Consider the following 17,210-nt stretch of genomic DNA (forward strand, 5'->3'; position numbering starts at 1 on the left):
AACAGCAGGTTTAAGAGCTTGATCGGTGTACTAGGAGTAGCTAAATAATGCAATAAAACAGCTATTCATCCGCACTCTCCAGATAGGCCGCACTATGGAAGTCGATTTCCCATTGCAGTACGGTGCCGTAAAGCTCGGTAAGCCGCTGTTTCTCGTCAGTGCTGAGTGACAATGCGCACTGATCCAGTTCGGCTTTGAGCCACAACGCCTGTTGGTAGAACTCCTCTTCGGCGTGCATCTCTACCCAGCGGCGCACATCCGCATCGCTTTGAGGTTGCGCGCTGACTCGCTTGCACCAGTGGTAATACATCCACTCAGCGCCAAACATCAGGGTGATGATTTCGGCATAGCTGCCCTGCTGCGCTACCCGCAGCATGCCGTCACGGAAGCGATTCACGCCCGGCAAATCATCGGGATAGTCGCTGGGGTTAATTGCACGCTGCGCCAGCACGGCTTCGAACCAGGCAATTTGGGTATCCACCAGGGCATTGAGCACCCCGATTAGCCAGCGTTGCTGACGTATATCCGGCGCTTTGCTCACGCCCAAAGCAAAAATGGCGATGGCGGTGGCCACAAAATTGCCTTCAAACACTAAATAGCGATTGAACACGCTGTCAGGAAGCTGGTCACGTTCAATGTCCAGCACAAAGCGATGCTGCTGCATCTCTTGCCAAACTTTTTGATGCTCGGCCAACAGCTGATCGGTAAAGCTGCTCATCACGCCTCCTCCAGTGCAGCTTGCGCCACCGACATAAAGTGCTTCACGCGCGCCAGCTCAACGTCGTTCCACCACACGCCATCCAGTTTCATGGTGCTGGCTACGATCACCCCTTGGGTGCGTCCTAAAATCTGGCAAACATTGGCTGGGGTGATGCCTGAACCCACTAGCAGCGGCAATTCGGTAGCAGCACGAATCTCATCGATTTCACTCAAGGTGGCGCTGTCACCGGTTCGTTGTCCGGTGGCAATCACAGCATCCGCTTCGAAGAAATCGACATCGCGCGTCAATTCCTGAATGGATCGGTCAGCTACAATCGCGTGACTGCCGTGTTTGACGTGGCTATCGGCAAATATGCGAATATGGTCAGCGCGCAGCTGATTGCGATAGCGCAACGCTTTCGCGGCCGCACCCTCAATAAATCCTTCATTGGCGATATACGCATTGGCCCATTGGTTGACGCGCACGAAATCAGCACCACCTGCCAGCGCGGTGGCAATGGCTGGAATCGCGGCATTTGCCAGCACGTTAATCCCCAGCGGTGCGCCAAAGCGTTGACGGATCTTCTCAGTGATGACCGCCATAAAAGCCGCGGTTTCATGGCCGATGTCCTCGGGTTTAGCGAAAGGAATGTCGCCATGATTCTCTACAATCAAACCATGAACACCACCAGAGAGATAATTATCTGCATCGCGTAAAGCACGATCGATAATATCTAAAACTGATTTACCTCGATATTTTGGCGACCCTGGAAATGCATCACAATGAATAACACCAATCACTGCTTTCTTACGTGAAAAAATATCTTGTATCGCGCTACTTTTTTCTGCTGATATAGAAGCCATCTCTTTCACCTTATTAACGAGAAAACCATGCGTGTATATGTTGCAGGTAATATTGTTGTTGACGAAACTTGGTCCATTGATGAACTGCCACAAAAAGGCGCCTCAATACATGGGCGAAAAATATCCCAAGATATTGGTGGAAAAGGCGCTAACCAGGCGATTATCCTTTCACGCTGCGGTATCGACACCCATTTAATCGCTGCTACGGGCAATGATATTCATGGCCAGTGGATTCGCGCGCGCATGCAGAGTGAACATTTATTGCTACAGCCCGATGAGGCTTTATCCGAACACAGTGACACCTCAATTATTTTCAATAGCCATGATGGTGACAACGCTATTATTACCACCCTCGCCGCAGCAGAAGCGTTGGCGCTGGAACGCATCCTGGTTTATTTAGCGGATGCTGCACCTGGCGATATTCTGTTACAACAAGGTAATTTCTCCGTTGGAAAAACCCACGCGCTGTTTAGTTGGGCGAAATCCCACGGCTTAATCACTGTTTTTAATCCCTCACCGGTTAATCCTGACTTTGCCGATTTATGGCCGCTGATTGATATTGCCGTGGTCAATCAACTTGAAGCCGAATTACTGCATCCCGCTGGCGTCAACACCTTAGTGATCACGCAAGGGGCTGCGGGGGCCGACATTTTCCGAGCTGACGACCACCTTTATTGTCCCGCTGCACCGGTACAAGCGGTAGACAGCACCGGCGCTGGCGACACCTTTTTGGCGGTATTACTGGCGTCTTCCCTGATACGGGGCGTCGAACCTGATGCACTTGCCCTGTACCATGCCAGTGCTGCGGCGGCCATCACCGTCAGTCGCACTGGCACCCTGAATGCCTTCCCCACGGCAGATGAGCTGGCGGCCATCCTCACTCACCGCCCGTAAGGGCGGTTTGATTATTTAAACAGCGAACGGTAACTGTCGACGTTCACTTTTGTCACCACAGTCGCGGGAACCAAAATAGTCTTGCTGACCGTTTTGCCCTCATTAATGGCATTCAGTGCTTTTAGCGCCTCTTCCCCCATCTTTTTCGGGTCTTGCTGCAGCACCGCCGCGACATAACCGCCATCAATCCCACTGATGGCTTTCGCGGTCAAATCCCAACCGAAGACTTTGATATCTTTCTGACGCCCCTGGTTTTCCACCGCCGCGATAGCGCCCAGCAGTGCCGGCTCTCCCGTGGCATAAATTGCCGTGAGGTCTGGATTACCGGTGATCAGGTTTTCCGCCGCACTCATCGCGTTGTCCTGAATATTTTGCCCATCGACCACATCAGCAACGGTGATTTTGCTGTTGCTCTTAATGGTCTCTTCAAAGCCCTTCTGCCGCTGGTTCTGGATAGCTGAATTCAACGCACCGACAATACCGAGACGCGCTTTGCCGCCCATCTCTTTCGCGACATAATCAACAAAGTATTTGCCGAGGATTTTCCCTCCTTCCAGGTTATCTACCCCCACCTGTGAGGCTTGCGGTCCTGCCGGTAATACCGCATCAATGGCAATCACCGGAATTTTCGCAGCGGCAGCTTCTTTAATCGCCGGCATGATACCGTTAACATCAATGGCATCCACCAGAATACCTTTCACACCCTGCTGAATATAATTTTCAATCGCATCATTCTGCGCCACAGGATTGTCATTGGCATTGTAGATCACCAACTCTTTGCCGCTGGCTTTCGCCGCATCCTGTGCGCCTTGGTTCATCAGATTAAAGAACAGTGCCTGCTGATTAATTTGCACCAATGCATAAGTGGGTGCGGCCTGAGCCATTGCAAATAACGATCCTGCTGAGAGGAGTGTCGTTGCCAAAACCATTGAACGCAGTTTTCCGGTGAAAGATGACATCATTGAGTTCCTCGTCGGGAATAAATAATAATCAGCGCTTCCCAGCGCTATCACGCTGAGAGTTTATGTTGGCAGGCAAATATCGATTAAATAATGCAGAACACGCCATTCATGTCGTGTTTTTGATACCACCGAATTCCACTATTTCGGCATCCCTTCCGTTGGGAGTGCGGTTGAAATAGTTCGAAGCGGGTTGGGAAGCTATTCCCGGTACTGCGGTAAACGGTTTATACAATTCGCCTCATGGATTTCTTTGTCAAGTGTTTATTTATCGAACAGCGCAAAAGGGAAAGCGCTGTATCAGTTACGCTTAACTGTGTTACAGATAAACCACCTGAGCAGAAATGGCGAAATTCATGAGTACAAAACGCGTGTTGTTGTCTGATGTCGCGAAGCTGGCTGGTCTGTCGAAAGCCACGGTTTCACGTTATATGAATCACAGCATCGTGCTGCCTCAGGAGACTATTGACCGCATTGAAACCGCCATCCACACCCTCGACTATCGTGGCAACAGTCTCGCGCGGCGCTTAAGCAAAGGCGGCAGTGAAACTTTGGGTTTAGTGCTGCCTGACATCACCAACCCCTTCTTTGCAGAACTGGCCGATGCGGCCGAAGAGGCTGCCTCTGCGCGCGGCTACAGTCTGGTGTTGTGCATCACGCGGAACAATCCGGACAAAGAGGCGCAATTTATACGCTGGCTGGATACGCGCCAGGTGGATGGTTTGCTGTTCACCACCAACCGCCCGGATAACGGCGTATTGCGGGCTGAAATCCAGCGTCAGCATCACGTGGTGTTGCTGGATGAAGATATCCCCGGTAGTCAGGTACCCAAGGTGTTTGCGGATAATGTGCAAGGTGGGCGCATCGCCACTGAGCAACTGATTGCCGCTGGCCACACGCGAATCGCGTTTATCGGCGGGCCGGAACAGCTGATGAGCGTGCGCGAACGCTTTCTCGGTTTTTGCACCGCAATGCAGCAAGCCGGTTTGGCGGTGCCGCCCGAGTGGGTGATGTACGGCAACTATGCTCGCGAATTTGGTCAGCAAGCGCTGAATCACCTGTTCAGTTGCGACCAACGCCCCACTGCGGTGTTCGCCGCCAGTGATTACCTGGTGTTGGGCTTGCTCGACGGTTTACGCGCCAACGGTTTACAGGCACCCGCCGCCCTCTCACTGGTTGGTTTCGATGACGCAAACTACACCGACCTCACGCAACCCCGAATCTCCACCATCCGCCAGCCCGCAAGAGAACTCGGCCACACGGCGGTCAACATCATGCTACGCCTGCTCAACAACGAATCCGATATTCCCATGGAGACGCGCTTACCGGTGGAGTGGATTGGGCGTGATTCGATTGGATTTGTTAACAGCGTCCCAAAATGATGCAAAAGCGCACAATAATGGCGCAAAAAGTGAGCTGAATTTTTTAATCGCGTTATAGTCAGTAAACCGGTTTACTTGAAAATTGCCTAACAAGTGATGCTTTACAACAAGTTAACCGAAAGTGCAGTGCCTGCGATGCAGGCTGGCATGGATGCTGCAATGTCGTACCTGGCGAGTAAATATCATTGTAGCGTTTGTCCTGTTGGTTTTGACAAAAGTCTTATCTGGTAGGTAAACCGGTTTACTAGATTGTAAACCGTGCTGGATGAGTCCTTTTTCCCAACAGGACAAACATTTCCCACAAGCGTTGATGGGAGTTGTCCAATGCAGCAATTACAAGCTCTTCCTGCCCGGGTTGAAATGGTGAATATCACCAAAACCTACGGTTCGATTCGCTCCCTGCGCGGCGTCAATTTGCAGCTTGCGCCGGGAGAAGTGCTCGGTTTGGTAGGCGATAACGGTGCCGGCAAATCAACACTCACCAAAGTCCTTTCGGGCGCCGTGATCCCCACCAGCGGTACCATCCGTATTGACGGGGAACAGCAGCATTTCAACAACCCGGCCGATTCACGTCGCTGCCATATCGAAATGGTCTATCAAGATTTGTCACTGTGCGACACCGTGGATGTGGCGGGTAACTTATTCATGGGCCGTGAGCCAATGAAAAGCGTGCTCGGTGTTCCTTTCCTTGACCAAGCCAAAATGCATGCTGAAGCCCGCGAGATGCTGAAAGGGTTGGGGATTTCCATTCCCGACACCCGCTTATTAGTCCGCAACCTCTCAGGTGGACAACGCCAGGCGATAGCCATTGCACGCGCTGCAGCGTTCGAACCGAAAGTCCTGATCATGGATGAACCTACGGCGGCACTGGCAGTCGCCGAAGTGGAGGCGGTACTGGAATTGATTCGCCGTGTGTCGGCGCGCGGCGTCAGTGTGATTTTGATTACACACCGCCTGCAAGATCTCTTCCTGGTGTGCGACCGAATTATGGTGATGTATGAGGGCACCAACGTTGCCGATCGCCGAGTGGCCGATACCAGTCTCAGCGACATTGTGAACCTGATCGTGGGTGAAAAATTTACCGCGCACTCAGCGGCTGCACATTGAGGTAACAGGATGAGCATCATGAATTTAGGCAGCTCCCGCATGATCCAGCACTCACTCCCTCGCCGCCTGCTACATAACCATTCCGGCGTGGTGAGCATTGCACTGTTTTTCATCTTCTGCTGTGTGGTGTTTTCGCTGATCACCAGTAACTTTCTCACCAGCACCAACTGGCTGAATATCATTCGCCAAAGTGCACCGCTACTGATTGTCGCCACCGCCATGACGCTGGTGATCACCACTGGCGGCATTGATTTATCGGTAGGGTCGACGCTGGCGTTGGTCGGAGCGCTTTCTGCCATTGCCCTGAACAACTGGGGTTTGCCGTGGCCGGTGGTATTAATTGGCGGGCTGCTGCTGGGGGGCTTAGTGGGGGCGATCAACGGCTTCTTTATTGCCTTCGAAGGGATACCCGCCTTTATCGTCACGCTGGCGACTCTCGCCGTGGTGCGGGGTATCGCACTGTTGGTGACCCAAGGTTATTCGATCCCGGTTCCCGCCGACAGCCTGTTCACCTTTATGGGTCGCGCTTGGGTGCTGGGTATACCAATGCCCGCGCTGATTGGCATTGTCTGTTTAATTGCCGGGCACATCCTGCTGAATCATATGCGTTTTGGCCGTTACGTGACCGCCATCGGGGCTAACGCTGAAGGCGCGCGCCGCAGTGGCATCAATACCAAAGCGGTAACCATGAAGGTGTACATCATTAGCGGGATGGCGGCCGCACTGGCAGGGATGATCATCACCGCACGTCTCGGCAGCGGCTCCTCTAACCAAGGCGAAGGCTTTGAACTGCAGGTGATTGCCGCAGTGGTATTGGGTAGCACCAGTTTGTTCGGCGGTTTTGGCACGGTCATCGGCACGCTGTTGGGTGCGCTTTCTATCGCGATTATCCAGAACGGACTGATCTTGTCGCATATCTCGCCGTTCTATACCCAGATTGCAACAGGCACCATCATTCTTCTCGCCATCTGGCTCAACACTCGCATTCTCAACCCAACCCGCTCCGCCGCGAAAGGATAGCTAATGAAAGGATCAATATTTCGCCACGCGGATCCGTTGCCCCTCGGGGTGAGCAGTGGTCACGTGATGACGGTGCTCGGTCCGCTGCCACTGGCAGAAATGGGTGTGACCTTGATGCATGAACACATCCTGCTGGATGCGTCAGGAAAATGGGTGGCGCCCTGCTGTTGCAGCGAACGCCATGTGGCCGAGATGCCCGTCAAAATGGAAAACCTGGGTGAGTTGTCGCTCAACCCGCTGATGAGTCGTGATAACTGCCAGCTTTTTGATGTGGATACCGCCATCGAAGAATTGATGAAGTATCGCGCGCTGGGCGGAGAGACAGTGGTCGATCCCACCAATATTGGCATTGGTCGCGACCCCAAAGGCTTGCAACGTATCGCACGTTTGACGGGCTTAAACATCGTGATGGGCACCGGATTGTATCTGGAGCCTTCACATCCTGAATGGGTAAAAAGCATCAGCGTTGAGCAACTCGCAGACAAACTGATTTATGACCTCGGTGGCGCAGAAGAAAAACCGGAGGTGATCGCGGGTTTGATTGGTGAAATCGGCATCTCCAGCCGTTTCACGCCAGACGAAGAGAAATCACTGCGCGCCGCTGGACGCGCCAGTGCAGCCACCGGCGTGCCGATTCAGGTGCACTTGCCCGGTTGGGAACGACTCGGCCACAAAGTACTGGATATCCTGGAACAGGAAGGCGCGAACCTGCGGCATGTTGTGCTTTGCCACATGAACCCCAGTTTTGCTGACAAGCGCTATCAGCGCGAGCTGGCCGAACGCGGGGTGTTTCTGGAGTACGACATGATTGGCATGAGTTATTACTACGCCGATGAGGCTGCGCAATCCCCTTCCGATGAGGAGAACGCGCGCGCCATTTGCGGATTGATTGAGGATGGCTACATTCAGCAGATTTTGATGTCGCAGGATGTGTTCCTCAAGACCATGCTGACGCGCTATGGCGGTCACGGTTATGGATACATCCTCAAGCATTTTGTGCCGCGTCTGAAACGCCATGGCGTCACCGGCGAACAACTGGAAACCTTAATGATTGCCAATCCGCAGCGGGTATTTGGCGGATAAACGGAGAGATGTCATGCAGAAAAACGTTTTGCTGGTCGGTGAATCCTGGACCAGCACCTCGACTCATGTAAAAGGCTTTGATCAGTTTGCGACTGCGACCTGGCACAGCGGTGCGGTGGATTTTATGGCGGCCTTAAAACAGAGCGAATACGCCATCACGCACATGCCTGCCCATGCCGCGGCCACTGAATTCCCTTTGACGCTGGAAGAATTACAGCAGTGGGATGTGATTATCCTTTCTGATATTGGCGCCAACACCTTGCTGCTACACCCAGATACCTGGCTGAAAAGCCGACGCACGCCCAATCGTTTGGCGCTGATTCACGATTACGTGGCAGGCGGTGGTGCGTTGATGATGATTGGTGGTTATTACAGCTTCCAGGGCATCAATGGCGGCGCGCGCTACCGTAATACCTTGGTTGAAAAAGTCTTGCCGGTGCGCTGCCTGGCCTGGGACGATCGCATTGAAACCCCTGAGGGCAGCCATGTTGAAGTGACAACGTCACATGAAATCCTCAAGGGTATTCCCACTGACTGGCCTTGGTTGCTGGGCTATAACGAGGTGGAAATGCAGACCGAAGGTCAACTCCTCGCCACCATAGCCGGTACCGGACATCCATTACTGGCCGTTCGTGAATACCAACGTGGTCGTTCACTTGCCTGGACCAGTGATATGTCGGCCCATTGGCTGCCTGAAGAATTTTCAAAATGGCCCGGCTATCGACAACTGTGGATTAATTGCCTCGACTGGCTGACGGAGCCCCGCTGATGCAGCTCAAGTCCCTTGAATTAGCTCAGCGTTTGTTGGGTTTCGATACCATTAACCCACCGGGTAATGAAGCCGACTGCATGCACTATTTCGCCAACTGGCTCACTGAGCAGGGCTTTACTGTTACCCTCACCGCCTTTGGTGAGGGGCGCACCAACCTCGTGGCCCAACTGCCAGGTCAACGCGTTGGCAAACCGCTGGCATTTACCGGCCATCTGGATACCGTTCCGCTTGGCAACCAGCCGTGGCGCTTCGATCCGTTTGGCGGCGATATCGAAGGTGACCGCCTGTATGGCCGTGGTGCCAGTGACATGAAAGCGGCTGTGGCCGCGTTTGCGCTGGCCTGCGTGCAGCAAAAAGCCGCCATTGAGGCGGGACGCGGTGTGGTATTGATCATCACGGGGGGTGAAGAGACCGGTTGTGATGGCGCCAAAGCGCTGATTGACGCGGGCACTTTACCTGATATCGGCGCATTGATCGTGGGAGAGCCAACCGCAAACTATCCGGTGATCGGCCACAAAGGTGCACTGTGGTTGCGTTGTGAAACGCGGGGTAAAACGGCACATGGCGCCATGCCCGAACTGGGCATTAATGCCATTTATCTGGCGGCGGATGCCTTGGGCAAAATCCGCCATTTTTCTCCCGGTGCGCCTCATCCGCTGATGAAACATCCCACGTTAAATGTCGGGCGTATCCAGGGCGGATTGAACATCAATTCGGTGCCAGACCGAACGGCATTCGATGTCGATATCCGCAGTGCGCCTAATCTAGACCATGCCACCATTCGGCAACGACTCGCTGACCTGTTAGGCGCAGAGGTCACGTTAACCACCTTAGTGGATTTGCCTGCAGTGTTGAGTTCTGAAGCGCATCAGTGGATTCAATCCGTCTTTCAACACTGCCAAGCGCTGTTCGACCAGCCTCTTGAGGCCAAAGTGGTGCCCTACTTTACCGATGCCTCACTGCTTTTGCCCGCGCTTAGCCATCCACCTTGCGTGATTCTTGGTCCTGGCGAACCGGCCATGGCGCACCAAACGGATGAATATTGCCTGCTAAGTCGCCTGGCTGAAGCGGAGGTGTTGTATACGCAATGCATTGAGGACTGGATGCGCTAATCAGTCACTGGACAGATTCTGGCGTGAACAGATTGATTTCACCGAGTGTGCTAAATGCGCATCTCTTTGGGTGCAAAACCATACTTTTTGCGGAATGCCACCGACAAATGCGCGGGTGTGTAGCCAACTTTGTAGGCAATCGATGAAACACTGGCTTCACCGGTTGAAAGCATACGCCATGCCGTTTCCAGCCTTAACGTTTGCAGATAGCCATAGATACTTTGATCAAACAAACGTTTAAAACCTGATGTCAGTTTGCGTGTGTTAATGCCCAACAAGGCACTCAGCTCACTGATTGAAGGAGGTTTATCAATGTGCTCAGCCAACAGGCGTTTCACATCATGTAAGCGCGCGATATCACTCGCATTTAAGCGCGGCAATGCTGGCTGCGTTTCTGCTGTCAGGTTATCGAGCGTATGCGCCACAATTTCCAACGCTTTCCCGGTCATATACAGCTGACGCGCCAGGCCTTGCAATGGCGTGGTAAAGAGTTGTGCACGAAGGCCGTTGAGTGTTTTGGGCGCGGAATGAATGCGCATTTTAGGGCGCGCCGCGAGGTCGAGATGCAAACCCGACGCGAGTTGTTCCATGACATCAGCGCCAAGATGCTGGGACAGCGAGTGCGTGGAGAGAGACACGGCGCTGTAGCACAAATCTTTGCCCGGCAGGAAACACTGGCTGGCTTCGGCTCGATCTTGATTCCACACCGCGCACAGGGCTGGCCCCGTGATATGCCGTTCCTGTTGCGAAGGGAAACGGCAGAGTAGCTCGCCACTCTCAATAATGATGATTTTCAGCCCAAGACAAAGCTGCTCATCCTGCCAGATCGCCCGCTGCGGCCTGACGCTTCCGCTCATTAATGCAATATCCCCGCTGAGCAAGGTGACCTGATCATGTAAAGGAGCTTCCGTCACCACCTCCCGATTTTCCCGCTGTAGCATGACCCTACTCTCAATGCGATTAATGATATTGATTCTCATTTACACTTTAGGCGTTTTACTGCTCGCTGTCTATTTTTGCTTTTTTGCCTTCCAGCTAAAGAAAGAGTCCCGCAAACAAAAGGGTTGACGATTGTTCACAAGATCCCGCGCTGACACACTTTCAGCCGACAAATTGGCTGATTCATTTCGGGAGAATATCTTGCAAAACAATAATAAAAATCGGGCGCGCTGGAGCACGCCCCTGACCTGTCTTGCCCTGCTGGTTCAGGCGCATTGCGTGATGGCTGAAGAAACATTAACCGTCAACGCTAACGGCGAAAGCTCATCTGAGAAAGGCTATGTGGCGCAAACCAGCAGCACAGCCAGTCGCACCAATCAATCCATTTTGGCAACGCCACAATCCGTCTCGGTGATTACGCGTGGCGAACTGAATGACCGTAATGTGCAGAGCACCACGCAAGCCCTGCAATATACGCCGGGGGTTTTTGCCTCCACGAGCGCCATTTCGTCACGCTTTGACTATTTCAGCATTCGCGGTTTTGATGCCACGTTGAATGGCACGCTGTTAGATGGACTGCGCTCAACCACGCGACAATCCTATGTGCGTTATGAACCTTACGGTTTAGAGCAACTGGATGTCCTGCGCGGACCGAACGGCTTCCTGTATGGTGCCGGATCGCCAGGTGGCATTGTTAATGGGATTAGCAAGCGCCCTACACTCAATGCGCAGCATGAAGTCGCGCTTCAAACGGGCAGTCATGGTCGTATGCAAGGCCAGTTTGATACTTCAGGCCCTCTCGATGACGACAAAACCCTGCTCTATCGCGTGGTTGGCGTGGCGCGGGACAGCAACACGCAATTCAATAACGTACCTGATGACACACTCTATCTGGCCCCCTCTCTGACATGGCGCCCGGATACCGATACCACCCTAACGGTGCTCGCCTCGGTCAACCGCAACAAGTTTGGTCCACCTCGCCCATTCCTGCCGCTTCATGGCACTTTGCTCAGCAATCCCAACGGGCCGGTCAACCGTAACAGTTATCTTGATGGCACCAATCTTGATAACCACATGAGCCAGACAAATTTGGGTTATGAACTGGACCATAAGTTTGCCGATCGTTGGACCTTCCACTCGGCCAGCCGCTACAGCGAAACAGACCTCTCAACACAGACGCTATCAGGGTCGGCGCTGGCTGCTGATATGCGCACGTTAAGCCGCGTGGCCTACGCATTTAGGATAAAAGGGAAAATCTTTGCCACCGATAACAACCTGAAAACACAATGGGAAGCCGGTCCGGTGCAGGGTTCGAGTGTGGCAGGATTATCGTTTCGCCACACCGGCGAGGATTACACGCTGGACTACGGTCGCGCCAGCAGCATTGATATTTATAACCCTACCGGAAATGGCCGTTTCTCTGCTCCCACGGCGTATACCAGCACACAACAGAATGCTAATGAAACTGGCGTCTATCTCTCAAACAGCCTGTCGCTGTTTCAGCATCTGAATCTGGATCTTTCCGCGCGACAGGATTGGGCAACGGTCAACACTAAAAATCGACTGAGCGATAGTTATACCTCGCAGAATGACCAACGCTTCACCTGGCGTGCAGGGTTGAGCTGGATCACCGATAGCGGTGTGGCGCCTTATGTCAGCTATGCCACATCCTTTGCGCCTACGCTGAGCACCAACATTTACGGTGAAAATTATAAGCCCACCACCGGCAAGCAGTGGGAAGTGGGCTTGAAGTATCAGCCCGTTATGATGGATGCGCTATTCACGCTGGCCTGGTTTGATTTGCAGCAAAACAATGTCCTCACCACTGACCCCAATAATTCACTGAACAGTGTACAGACCGGGCAGATCACCTCTAAAGGCATTGAAGCATCTGCAACCGCTAACCTGACGGATCAATGGAAATTAGTGGCCAGCTACAGCTGGAACGATTTGGAAACCACTAAGTCCAGCGTAGCGAGTGCACAGGGTAAAACACCTGTCGCCATGCCAGAGCATATGGCCTCATTGTGGAGTCACTATACCGTGCAGAGCGGGCCATTGGCTTCGTTGGGGCTCGGTGCCGGTATTCGCTACTCGGGTTCAACTTGGGCGGATACCAACAACACGATAAAAGTCCCGGATTACACCCTGGTTGACGCCTCAATTCATTACGACCTCGGCCAACTCAGCCAGCGATTGCATGGGGTGAATGTGGCCCTTAATGCCAATAACCTGTTTAACAAACATTATTGGGTGAGCTGCTCAACCACCACCTGCAGCACCGGCTACGACCGTTCACTGCTCGCCACCCTTTCGTACCGTTGGTAAGTGAAGGAAAACATTGATGAAAAATTATCTTCTGCTCACGTTGTTGTGTTTGATGTTCGGTATTTCCTCAGCCTCGGCCTCCATAACAGTGACAGATATGCTGCAGCGTAAAGTCACCTTGCCCGGCCCAGTGAAACGCATCGTATTAGGCGAAAGCCGCCACATCATTACGCTGGCGTTATTGGAAAAAGACCCGTTCCACAATTTAGTAGGCTGGGGAGATGACCTTCAGCGCTACTCACCCGCCACTTGGGATGCTATCGAAAAGCAGTATCCAGCGGCGCGCAATGTTCCGGTGCTGGGCACCATGAATAGCGGTACTTTTTCACTGGAAGCGACCATCGCTGCAAAGCCTGATATCGTTATTTTTACGCTCTATGGACCCATTCCGCCGGGACTGGAAGCGCTGGATGCGGCGCACATCCCTTATGTGTTTGTGGATTTTTTCCGTAAACCCTTGGTGAATACTGTACCCAGCCTGAAACTGCTCGGCTCGGTGCTGGGCGAGAATACACAGGCTGATAAGGTGATTACATTCTGGCAACAGCACATGGACGAGGTAAAAAAACGGCTCGCCACCGTAAACACACGTCCTTCAGTGTTCTTTCATCTCAATCCCGGCAAAGGTGACTGCTGCTTCACCTCAGGTCCCGGCAATATGAGTGATTTTATCGCCGCGGCGGGTGGGCATAATATCGGCACCGATCTGTTGAGTGCGCCGATTGGCAAGCTCAACCCGGAATATATTATGTCTCGTAACCCTGATTTTTATTTAATGGGCGGGGGTTCTGCAGTGAGTCGTGAAGGTTTGCAAATTGGCACTGGCGCGACAGCACAACAAGTCGCTCAAAGCAGCAGGCAGTTGCTTCACACGCCAGAAATCGCCAATTTACCCGCCGTGAAAGCTGGGCATGTAGGGGGCGTTTGGCTGTTCTTTTTTGATAGCCCACTCTATTTCATCGGTGTCGAAGCCATGGCGAAAATGTTCCATCCAGCCCTGTTCAGCGATATTGACCCCGATGCCACACTGCGCACGGTAACGCAAAGCTGGCTTTCGGTGCCGCTCCAGGGCACCTTCTGGACAACCTTGCCACAGCAGTAAACACCATCGACCACCGTTCTTCGGTGGTCGTTCCCCTTACAGAGTTTTAGACACCCGAGCCAAATAGCAGCCGAATTGCGCGCTATGAGCATGAATATAAGCGGTTTCCGGCCGCTGTAGCAGTGCTAAAACCGTTTGTTCCACTTCATAACCTGTCGCCAATTCTGCCGCAATAATGCAGTGCTCAAGATTAAACGCACGCAGCGAGAGTTGACGCTTGGCGAGATACTCCGGGATCTCGTCATTGAAAACACCTGAGTGAGTACAGCCCTCATGAATGAAGATGGCGTGTTGCCCGTGGTAAGGCGATTGCGCAGGTTGGTAGGTGTGATTAAGCAAGATAGCATTCTCGCCCGGGGGGACATCTTTCAAACCAATACGATCAGGCAAAGCTGAGTGAATGTCAGCAGTGACTCGTCGTGCATTGTGCCGTGCCAGATAATCACTATCCTGGCCATACAAATGGGCGAATTCGCTGCTGTTCAAACCACTGATAACATAATGCATGCTGCCTCCTGGTAATAATATGGGGTTCAGCAGCAGTAAACGTCATCAAGCCTGAAGTTGCTCGCTGGAAACGGTCAGCGGATTCTTGTTCACCCTCGCAACTGTGATAACCCTCTTAACACAATCAATAGGGATTTGATAAGGTGGCTGGCAATAAAATAAAAAAGCTGCATTTGCATACTTAACCGGGAAAATGACCATGCCAAATTACATCTTCTATCGTAAAGATCAGGTAGTTGCTACCGTCGAAAGAGCGGACGTCGAGAACGCCTTACTTTTGATATCGCAAGGCTATGAAAAGCTGACGGATGAGGTTGAAGCAGCAAGTCCGGAAGCGGCATTAAGGCGGTTAGCTGATATTCGCCAGGAAGATAATGTCACTGAACACGCTTTCACCACCGGCAGCGTATTCTGTTCCATCGTGAGTGCCATGTTCAAATAGCCCATTGCTCTATAAGCAGCATATTTGTCTGGCTGAGTGAGTCTCACCACATATTATTGTGGTGAGCCAACTAATTAACATCGTCAGCCCTATAATCATTTATTTCACTCCTTCAGCACTTTGACAGATTATTCGTTCATCGCTACGCTTTATTGCAACGATATATGTCACAAACTTGCACATCTTAAAAATATTTCCTAAGGTGTCCGCCTTTCAGCCTCTTATAGCTTTCATTTCCATTTGTGAATTGTACGGCTGCGAAAGCTATAAGATCGCTCCAATTTTACTCATGGGGAGTTTATGAGCACCGGAACGATTTCTAAACAAAATGACTTAACCGTTGATGATATTACCGTTATCGACAACAAATTACTTAAACGTGCCGTCAGTGCTGCTGCATTGGGCAATACCATGGAATGGTTCGATTTCGGCGTATATAGCTATCTCGCGGTGATAATTGGCCAAGTATTTTTTCCCGGCGCCAGTAATACCGCACAATTAATCGCCTCATTCGGTACTTTTGCCGCTGCGTTCCTGGTCCGCCCGATTGGTGGCATGGTATTTGGTCCCTTAGGTGACCGTTTTGGCCGTCAGAAGGTGTTGGCTTTCACCATGATCATGATGTCCATTGGCACCTTCTGTATTGGACTGATTCCAAGTTATAGCAGCATCGGTATTGCCGCGCCCATCTTACTGCTGGTTGCCCGTCTGGTGCAGGGTTTCTCTACAGGAGGCGAGTATGGCGGTGCCGCCACCTTTATCGCTGAATATTCTACCGATAAGCGCCGCGGCTTTATGGGCAGCTTCCTGGAGTTCGGGACTTTGGCAGGCTACCTGTTGGGCGCCAGTCTGGTAACCGGTATGATCGCTGTATTACCCCATCAGTCAATGATGGATTGGGGCTGGCGCATTCCGTTCTTTCTAGCCGCTCCCTTAGGATTATTTGGCCTGTATATCCGCTTAAAATTGGAAGAAACACCGGCCTTTAAAGAGCATATGGATAAGCGCGAAGAACTGGAACATAACAAGCCGCAACTGGGGCTATTTCAGATGCTGCGTAAGCAGAGCAAACCGCTGTTAAAGTGCATTGGATTAGTGCTGCTGTTCAACGTGTCAAATTATATGCTGACCGCCTACATGCCGAGTTATTTAACCGGCGTATTGGGACTAAGTGAATTATCCGGCCTCATGCTTGTCATGGTGGTGATGTTTATTATGATGCCGCTGACGTTGATGTGGGGACACTTCACCGATCGTATTGGCCGTAAGCCGGTTATTGGTTTCGGTGCGTTAGGATTATTATTGCTGTCAATTCCAAGCTTTATGTTAATTGGCTCCGGCAATATGATGCTGGTATTTTTCGGTCTGGCGATATTAGGTTTACTCCATACCTGTTTTAGCGGCACCATGCCAGCAACACTGCCAGCACTGTTTGTGACCGATATTCGTTACAGTGCTTTGGCCATCGGCTTTAATTTATCGGTTTCCCTGTTTGGTGGTACGACTCCCTTGATCACTGCTTGGCTGGTCGATACCACGCACAATGCAATGATGCCTGCCTATTACATGATGGGGGCGGGCGTCATTGGTCTGATTACCGTCTTAACGCTGAGTGAGACCGCGCGTAAGCCGTTGAAAGGCTCTTCACCTGCTGTTGCCACCAAAGCGGAAGCGCATAAATTGATCGATAAACTGCGCAAGCAGCGCGGTCGAAAAGTTCAGCAGCAAAAAACGGCTTAAGGCGATTGGATTAGGCCATTACTTGTGTTCGGGCGTGCCAAGGTACGCCCGATGTTCTCCCTGACTCACCGTTTTCCTGCCTCAATTAGCGAAGCGCAACGCTCCGGTAATTTCCGAAACGGACCGAATTCCCTCCTGTACGCGCCTGAAAAGGCAAAAATATCGACTATGATCTGTTCTCGGCCCTGTCGAGTCGTCCCAACTTAAGCCATACATCTTTTAACGGAACGCTAACCGCTTGATGTCGTCCATTGCCCTTG

General features: G+C 52.1%; 16 protein-coding genes. 11 read left to right on the forward strand and 5 right to left on the reverse strand.

Annotation, left to right across the window (positions count from 1 at the left end; genetic code table 11):
* Nucleotides 1–61: 61 nt before the first annotated feature.
* On the reverse strand, nt 62–718 hold the full coding sequence (locus HA51_RS19890; RefSeq protein WP_084936311.1) for a TenA family protein: 657 nt from the start codon (nt 716–718) through the stop codon (nt 62–64).
* Entirely contained in the window at nt 718–1,563 is an 846-nt protein-coding gene (locus HA51_RS19895) for a BtpA/SgcQ family protein (protein WP_084936312.1), read from the reverse strand. Before HA51_RS19895 ends, HA51_RS19890 begins: the two co-directional genes overlap by 1 nt.
* Before the next feature lie 27 nt (nt 1,564–1,590).
* On the opposite strand from HA51_RS19895, the gene HA51_RS19900 reads away from it, so the two are divergent.
* On the forward strand, nt 1,591–2,457 hold the full coding sequence (locus HA51_RS19900) for a PfkB family carbohydrate kinase (RefSeq protein ID WP_084936313.1): 867 nt from the start codon (nt 1,591–1,593) through the stop codon (nt 2,455–2,457).
* 11 nt (nt 2,458–2,468) lie between these two features.
* On the opposite strand, the gene HA51_RS19905 is transcribed toward HA51_RS19900, so the two are convergent.
* Nucleotides 2,469–3,419, reverse strand: a complete 951-nt coding sequence (locus HA51_RS19905; RefSeq protein WP_084936314.1) for an ABC transporter substrate-binding protein — start codon at nt 3,417–3,419, stop codon at nt 2,469–2,471.
* Between the two features lie 341 nt (nt 3,420–3,760).
* On the opposite strand from HA51_RS19905, the gene HA51_RS19910 reads away from it, so the two are divergent.
* The 6 genes from HA51_RS19910 to HA51_RS19935 all read left to right on the forward strand — a co-directional run bounded on the left by HA51_RS19910 (nt 3,761) and on the right by HA51_RS19935 (nt 9,892).
* The gene (locus tag HA51_RS19910; RefSeq protein WP_084936315.1) at nt 3,761–4,798 is read left to right on the forward strand and encodes a LacI family DNA-binding transcriptional regulator; all 1,038 of its coding nucleotides are present in this window, start codon (nt 3,761–3,763) and stop codon (nt 4,796–4,798) included.
* Between the two features lie 360 nt (nt 4,799–5,158).
* A complete protein-coding gene (locus HA51_RS19915; protein ID WP_162288395.1) occupies nt 5,159–5,905 on the forward strand; it encodes an ATP-binding cassette domain-containing protein in 747 nt (248 codons plus the stop codon).
* Nucleotides 5,906–5,923: 18 nt separating this feature from the next.
* Complete coding sequence (locus HA51_RS19920; protein WP_162288394.1) at nt 5,924–6,925, forward strand: ABC transporter permease; 1,002 nt, start codon at nt 5,924–5,926, stop codon at nt 6,923–6,925.
* Nucleotides 6,926–6,928: 3 nt separating this feature from the next.
* A complete protein-coding gene (locus tag HA51_RS19925) occupies nt 6,929–8,008 on the forward strand; it encodes a phosphotriesterase family protein (protein ID WP_084936318.1) in 1,080 nt (359 codons plus the stop codon).
* 13 nt (nt 8,009–8,021) lie between these two features.
* Nucleotides 8,022–8,777 carry a glutamine amidotransferase gene (locus HA51_RS19930; protein WP_084936319.1) on the forward strand — a complete coding sequence of 252 codons (756 nt, stop codon included), beginning with the start codon at nt 8,022–8,024 and terminating at the stop codon, nt 8,775–8,777.
* Complete coding sequence (locus tag HA51_RS19935) at nt 8,777–9,892, forward strand: M20 family metallopeptidase (RefSeq protein ID WP_084936320.1); 1,116 nt, start codon at nt 8,777–8,779, stop codon at nt 9,890–9,892. Before HA51_RS19930 ends, HA51_RS19935 begins: the two co-directional genes overlap by 1 nt.
* Nucleotides 9,893–9,942: 50 nt before the next feature.
* Here HA51_RS19935 and HA51_RS19940 read toward each other — a convergent pair whose 3' ends face one another.
* Nucleotides 9,943–10,806 (reverse strand): helix-turn-helix domain-containing protein, encoded by an 864-nt coding sequence (locus HA51_RS19940; protein ID WP_158087381.1) that lies wholly within the window; start codon nt 10,804–10,806, stop codon nt 9,943–9,945.
* Between the two features lie 226 nt (nt 10,807–11,032).
* Here HA51_RS19940 and HA51_RS19945 point away from each other — a divergent pair, with 226 nt between their 5' ends.
* Entirely contained in the window at nt 11,033–13,159 is a 2,127-nt protein-coding gene (locus HA51_RS19945) for a TonB-dependent siderophore receptor (RefSeq protein WP_211282972.1), read from the forward strand.
* Nucleotides 13,160–13,175: 16 nt separating this feature from the next.
* Nucleotides 13,176–14,261: an ABC transporter substrate-binding protein gene (locus HA51_RS19950; RefSeq protein WP_084936322.1), complete on the forward strand. Its 1,086-nt coding sequence runs from the start codon at nt 13,176–13,178 to the stop codon at nt 14,259–14,261.
* 36 nt (nt 14,262–14,297) lie between these two features.
* Here the strand turns inward: HA51_RS19950 and HA51_RS19955 are convergent, their stop codons facing one another.
* Nucleotides 14,298–14,768 (reverse strand): DUF1203 domain-containing protein, encoded by a 471-nt coding sequence (locus HA51_RS19955; RefSeq protein WP_084936323.1) that lies wholly within the window; start codon nt 14,766–14,768, stop codon nt 14,298–14,300.
* Nucleotides 14,769–14,967: 199 nt separating this feature from the next.
* On the opposite strand from HA51_RS19955, the gene HA51_RS19960 reads away from it, so the two are divergent.
* Both HA51_RS19960 and proP read left to right on the forward strand, forming a co-directional pair.
* On the forward strand, nt 14,968–15,210 hold the full coding sequence (locus HA51_RS19960; protein WP_084936324.1) for a hypothetical protein: 243 nt from the start codon (nt 14,968–14,970) through the stop codon (nt 15,208–15,210).
* Nucleotides 15,211–15,510: 300 nt separating this feature from the next.
* Entirely contained in the window at nt 15,511–16,950 is a 1,440-nt protein-coding gene (proP, locus tag HA51_RS19965; protein WP_084936325.1) for a glycine betaine/L-proline transporter ProP, read from the forward strand.
* Nucleotides 16,951–17,210: the final 260 nt, after the last annotated feature.

This window comes from Pantoea rwandensis, assembly GCF_002095475.1.
GTDB classification, from domain to species: domain Bacteria; phylum Pseudomonadota; class Gammaproteobacteria; order Enterobacterales; family Enterobacteriaceae; genus Pantoea; species Pantoea rwandensis.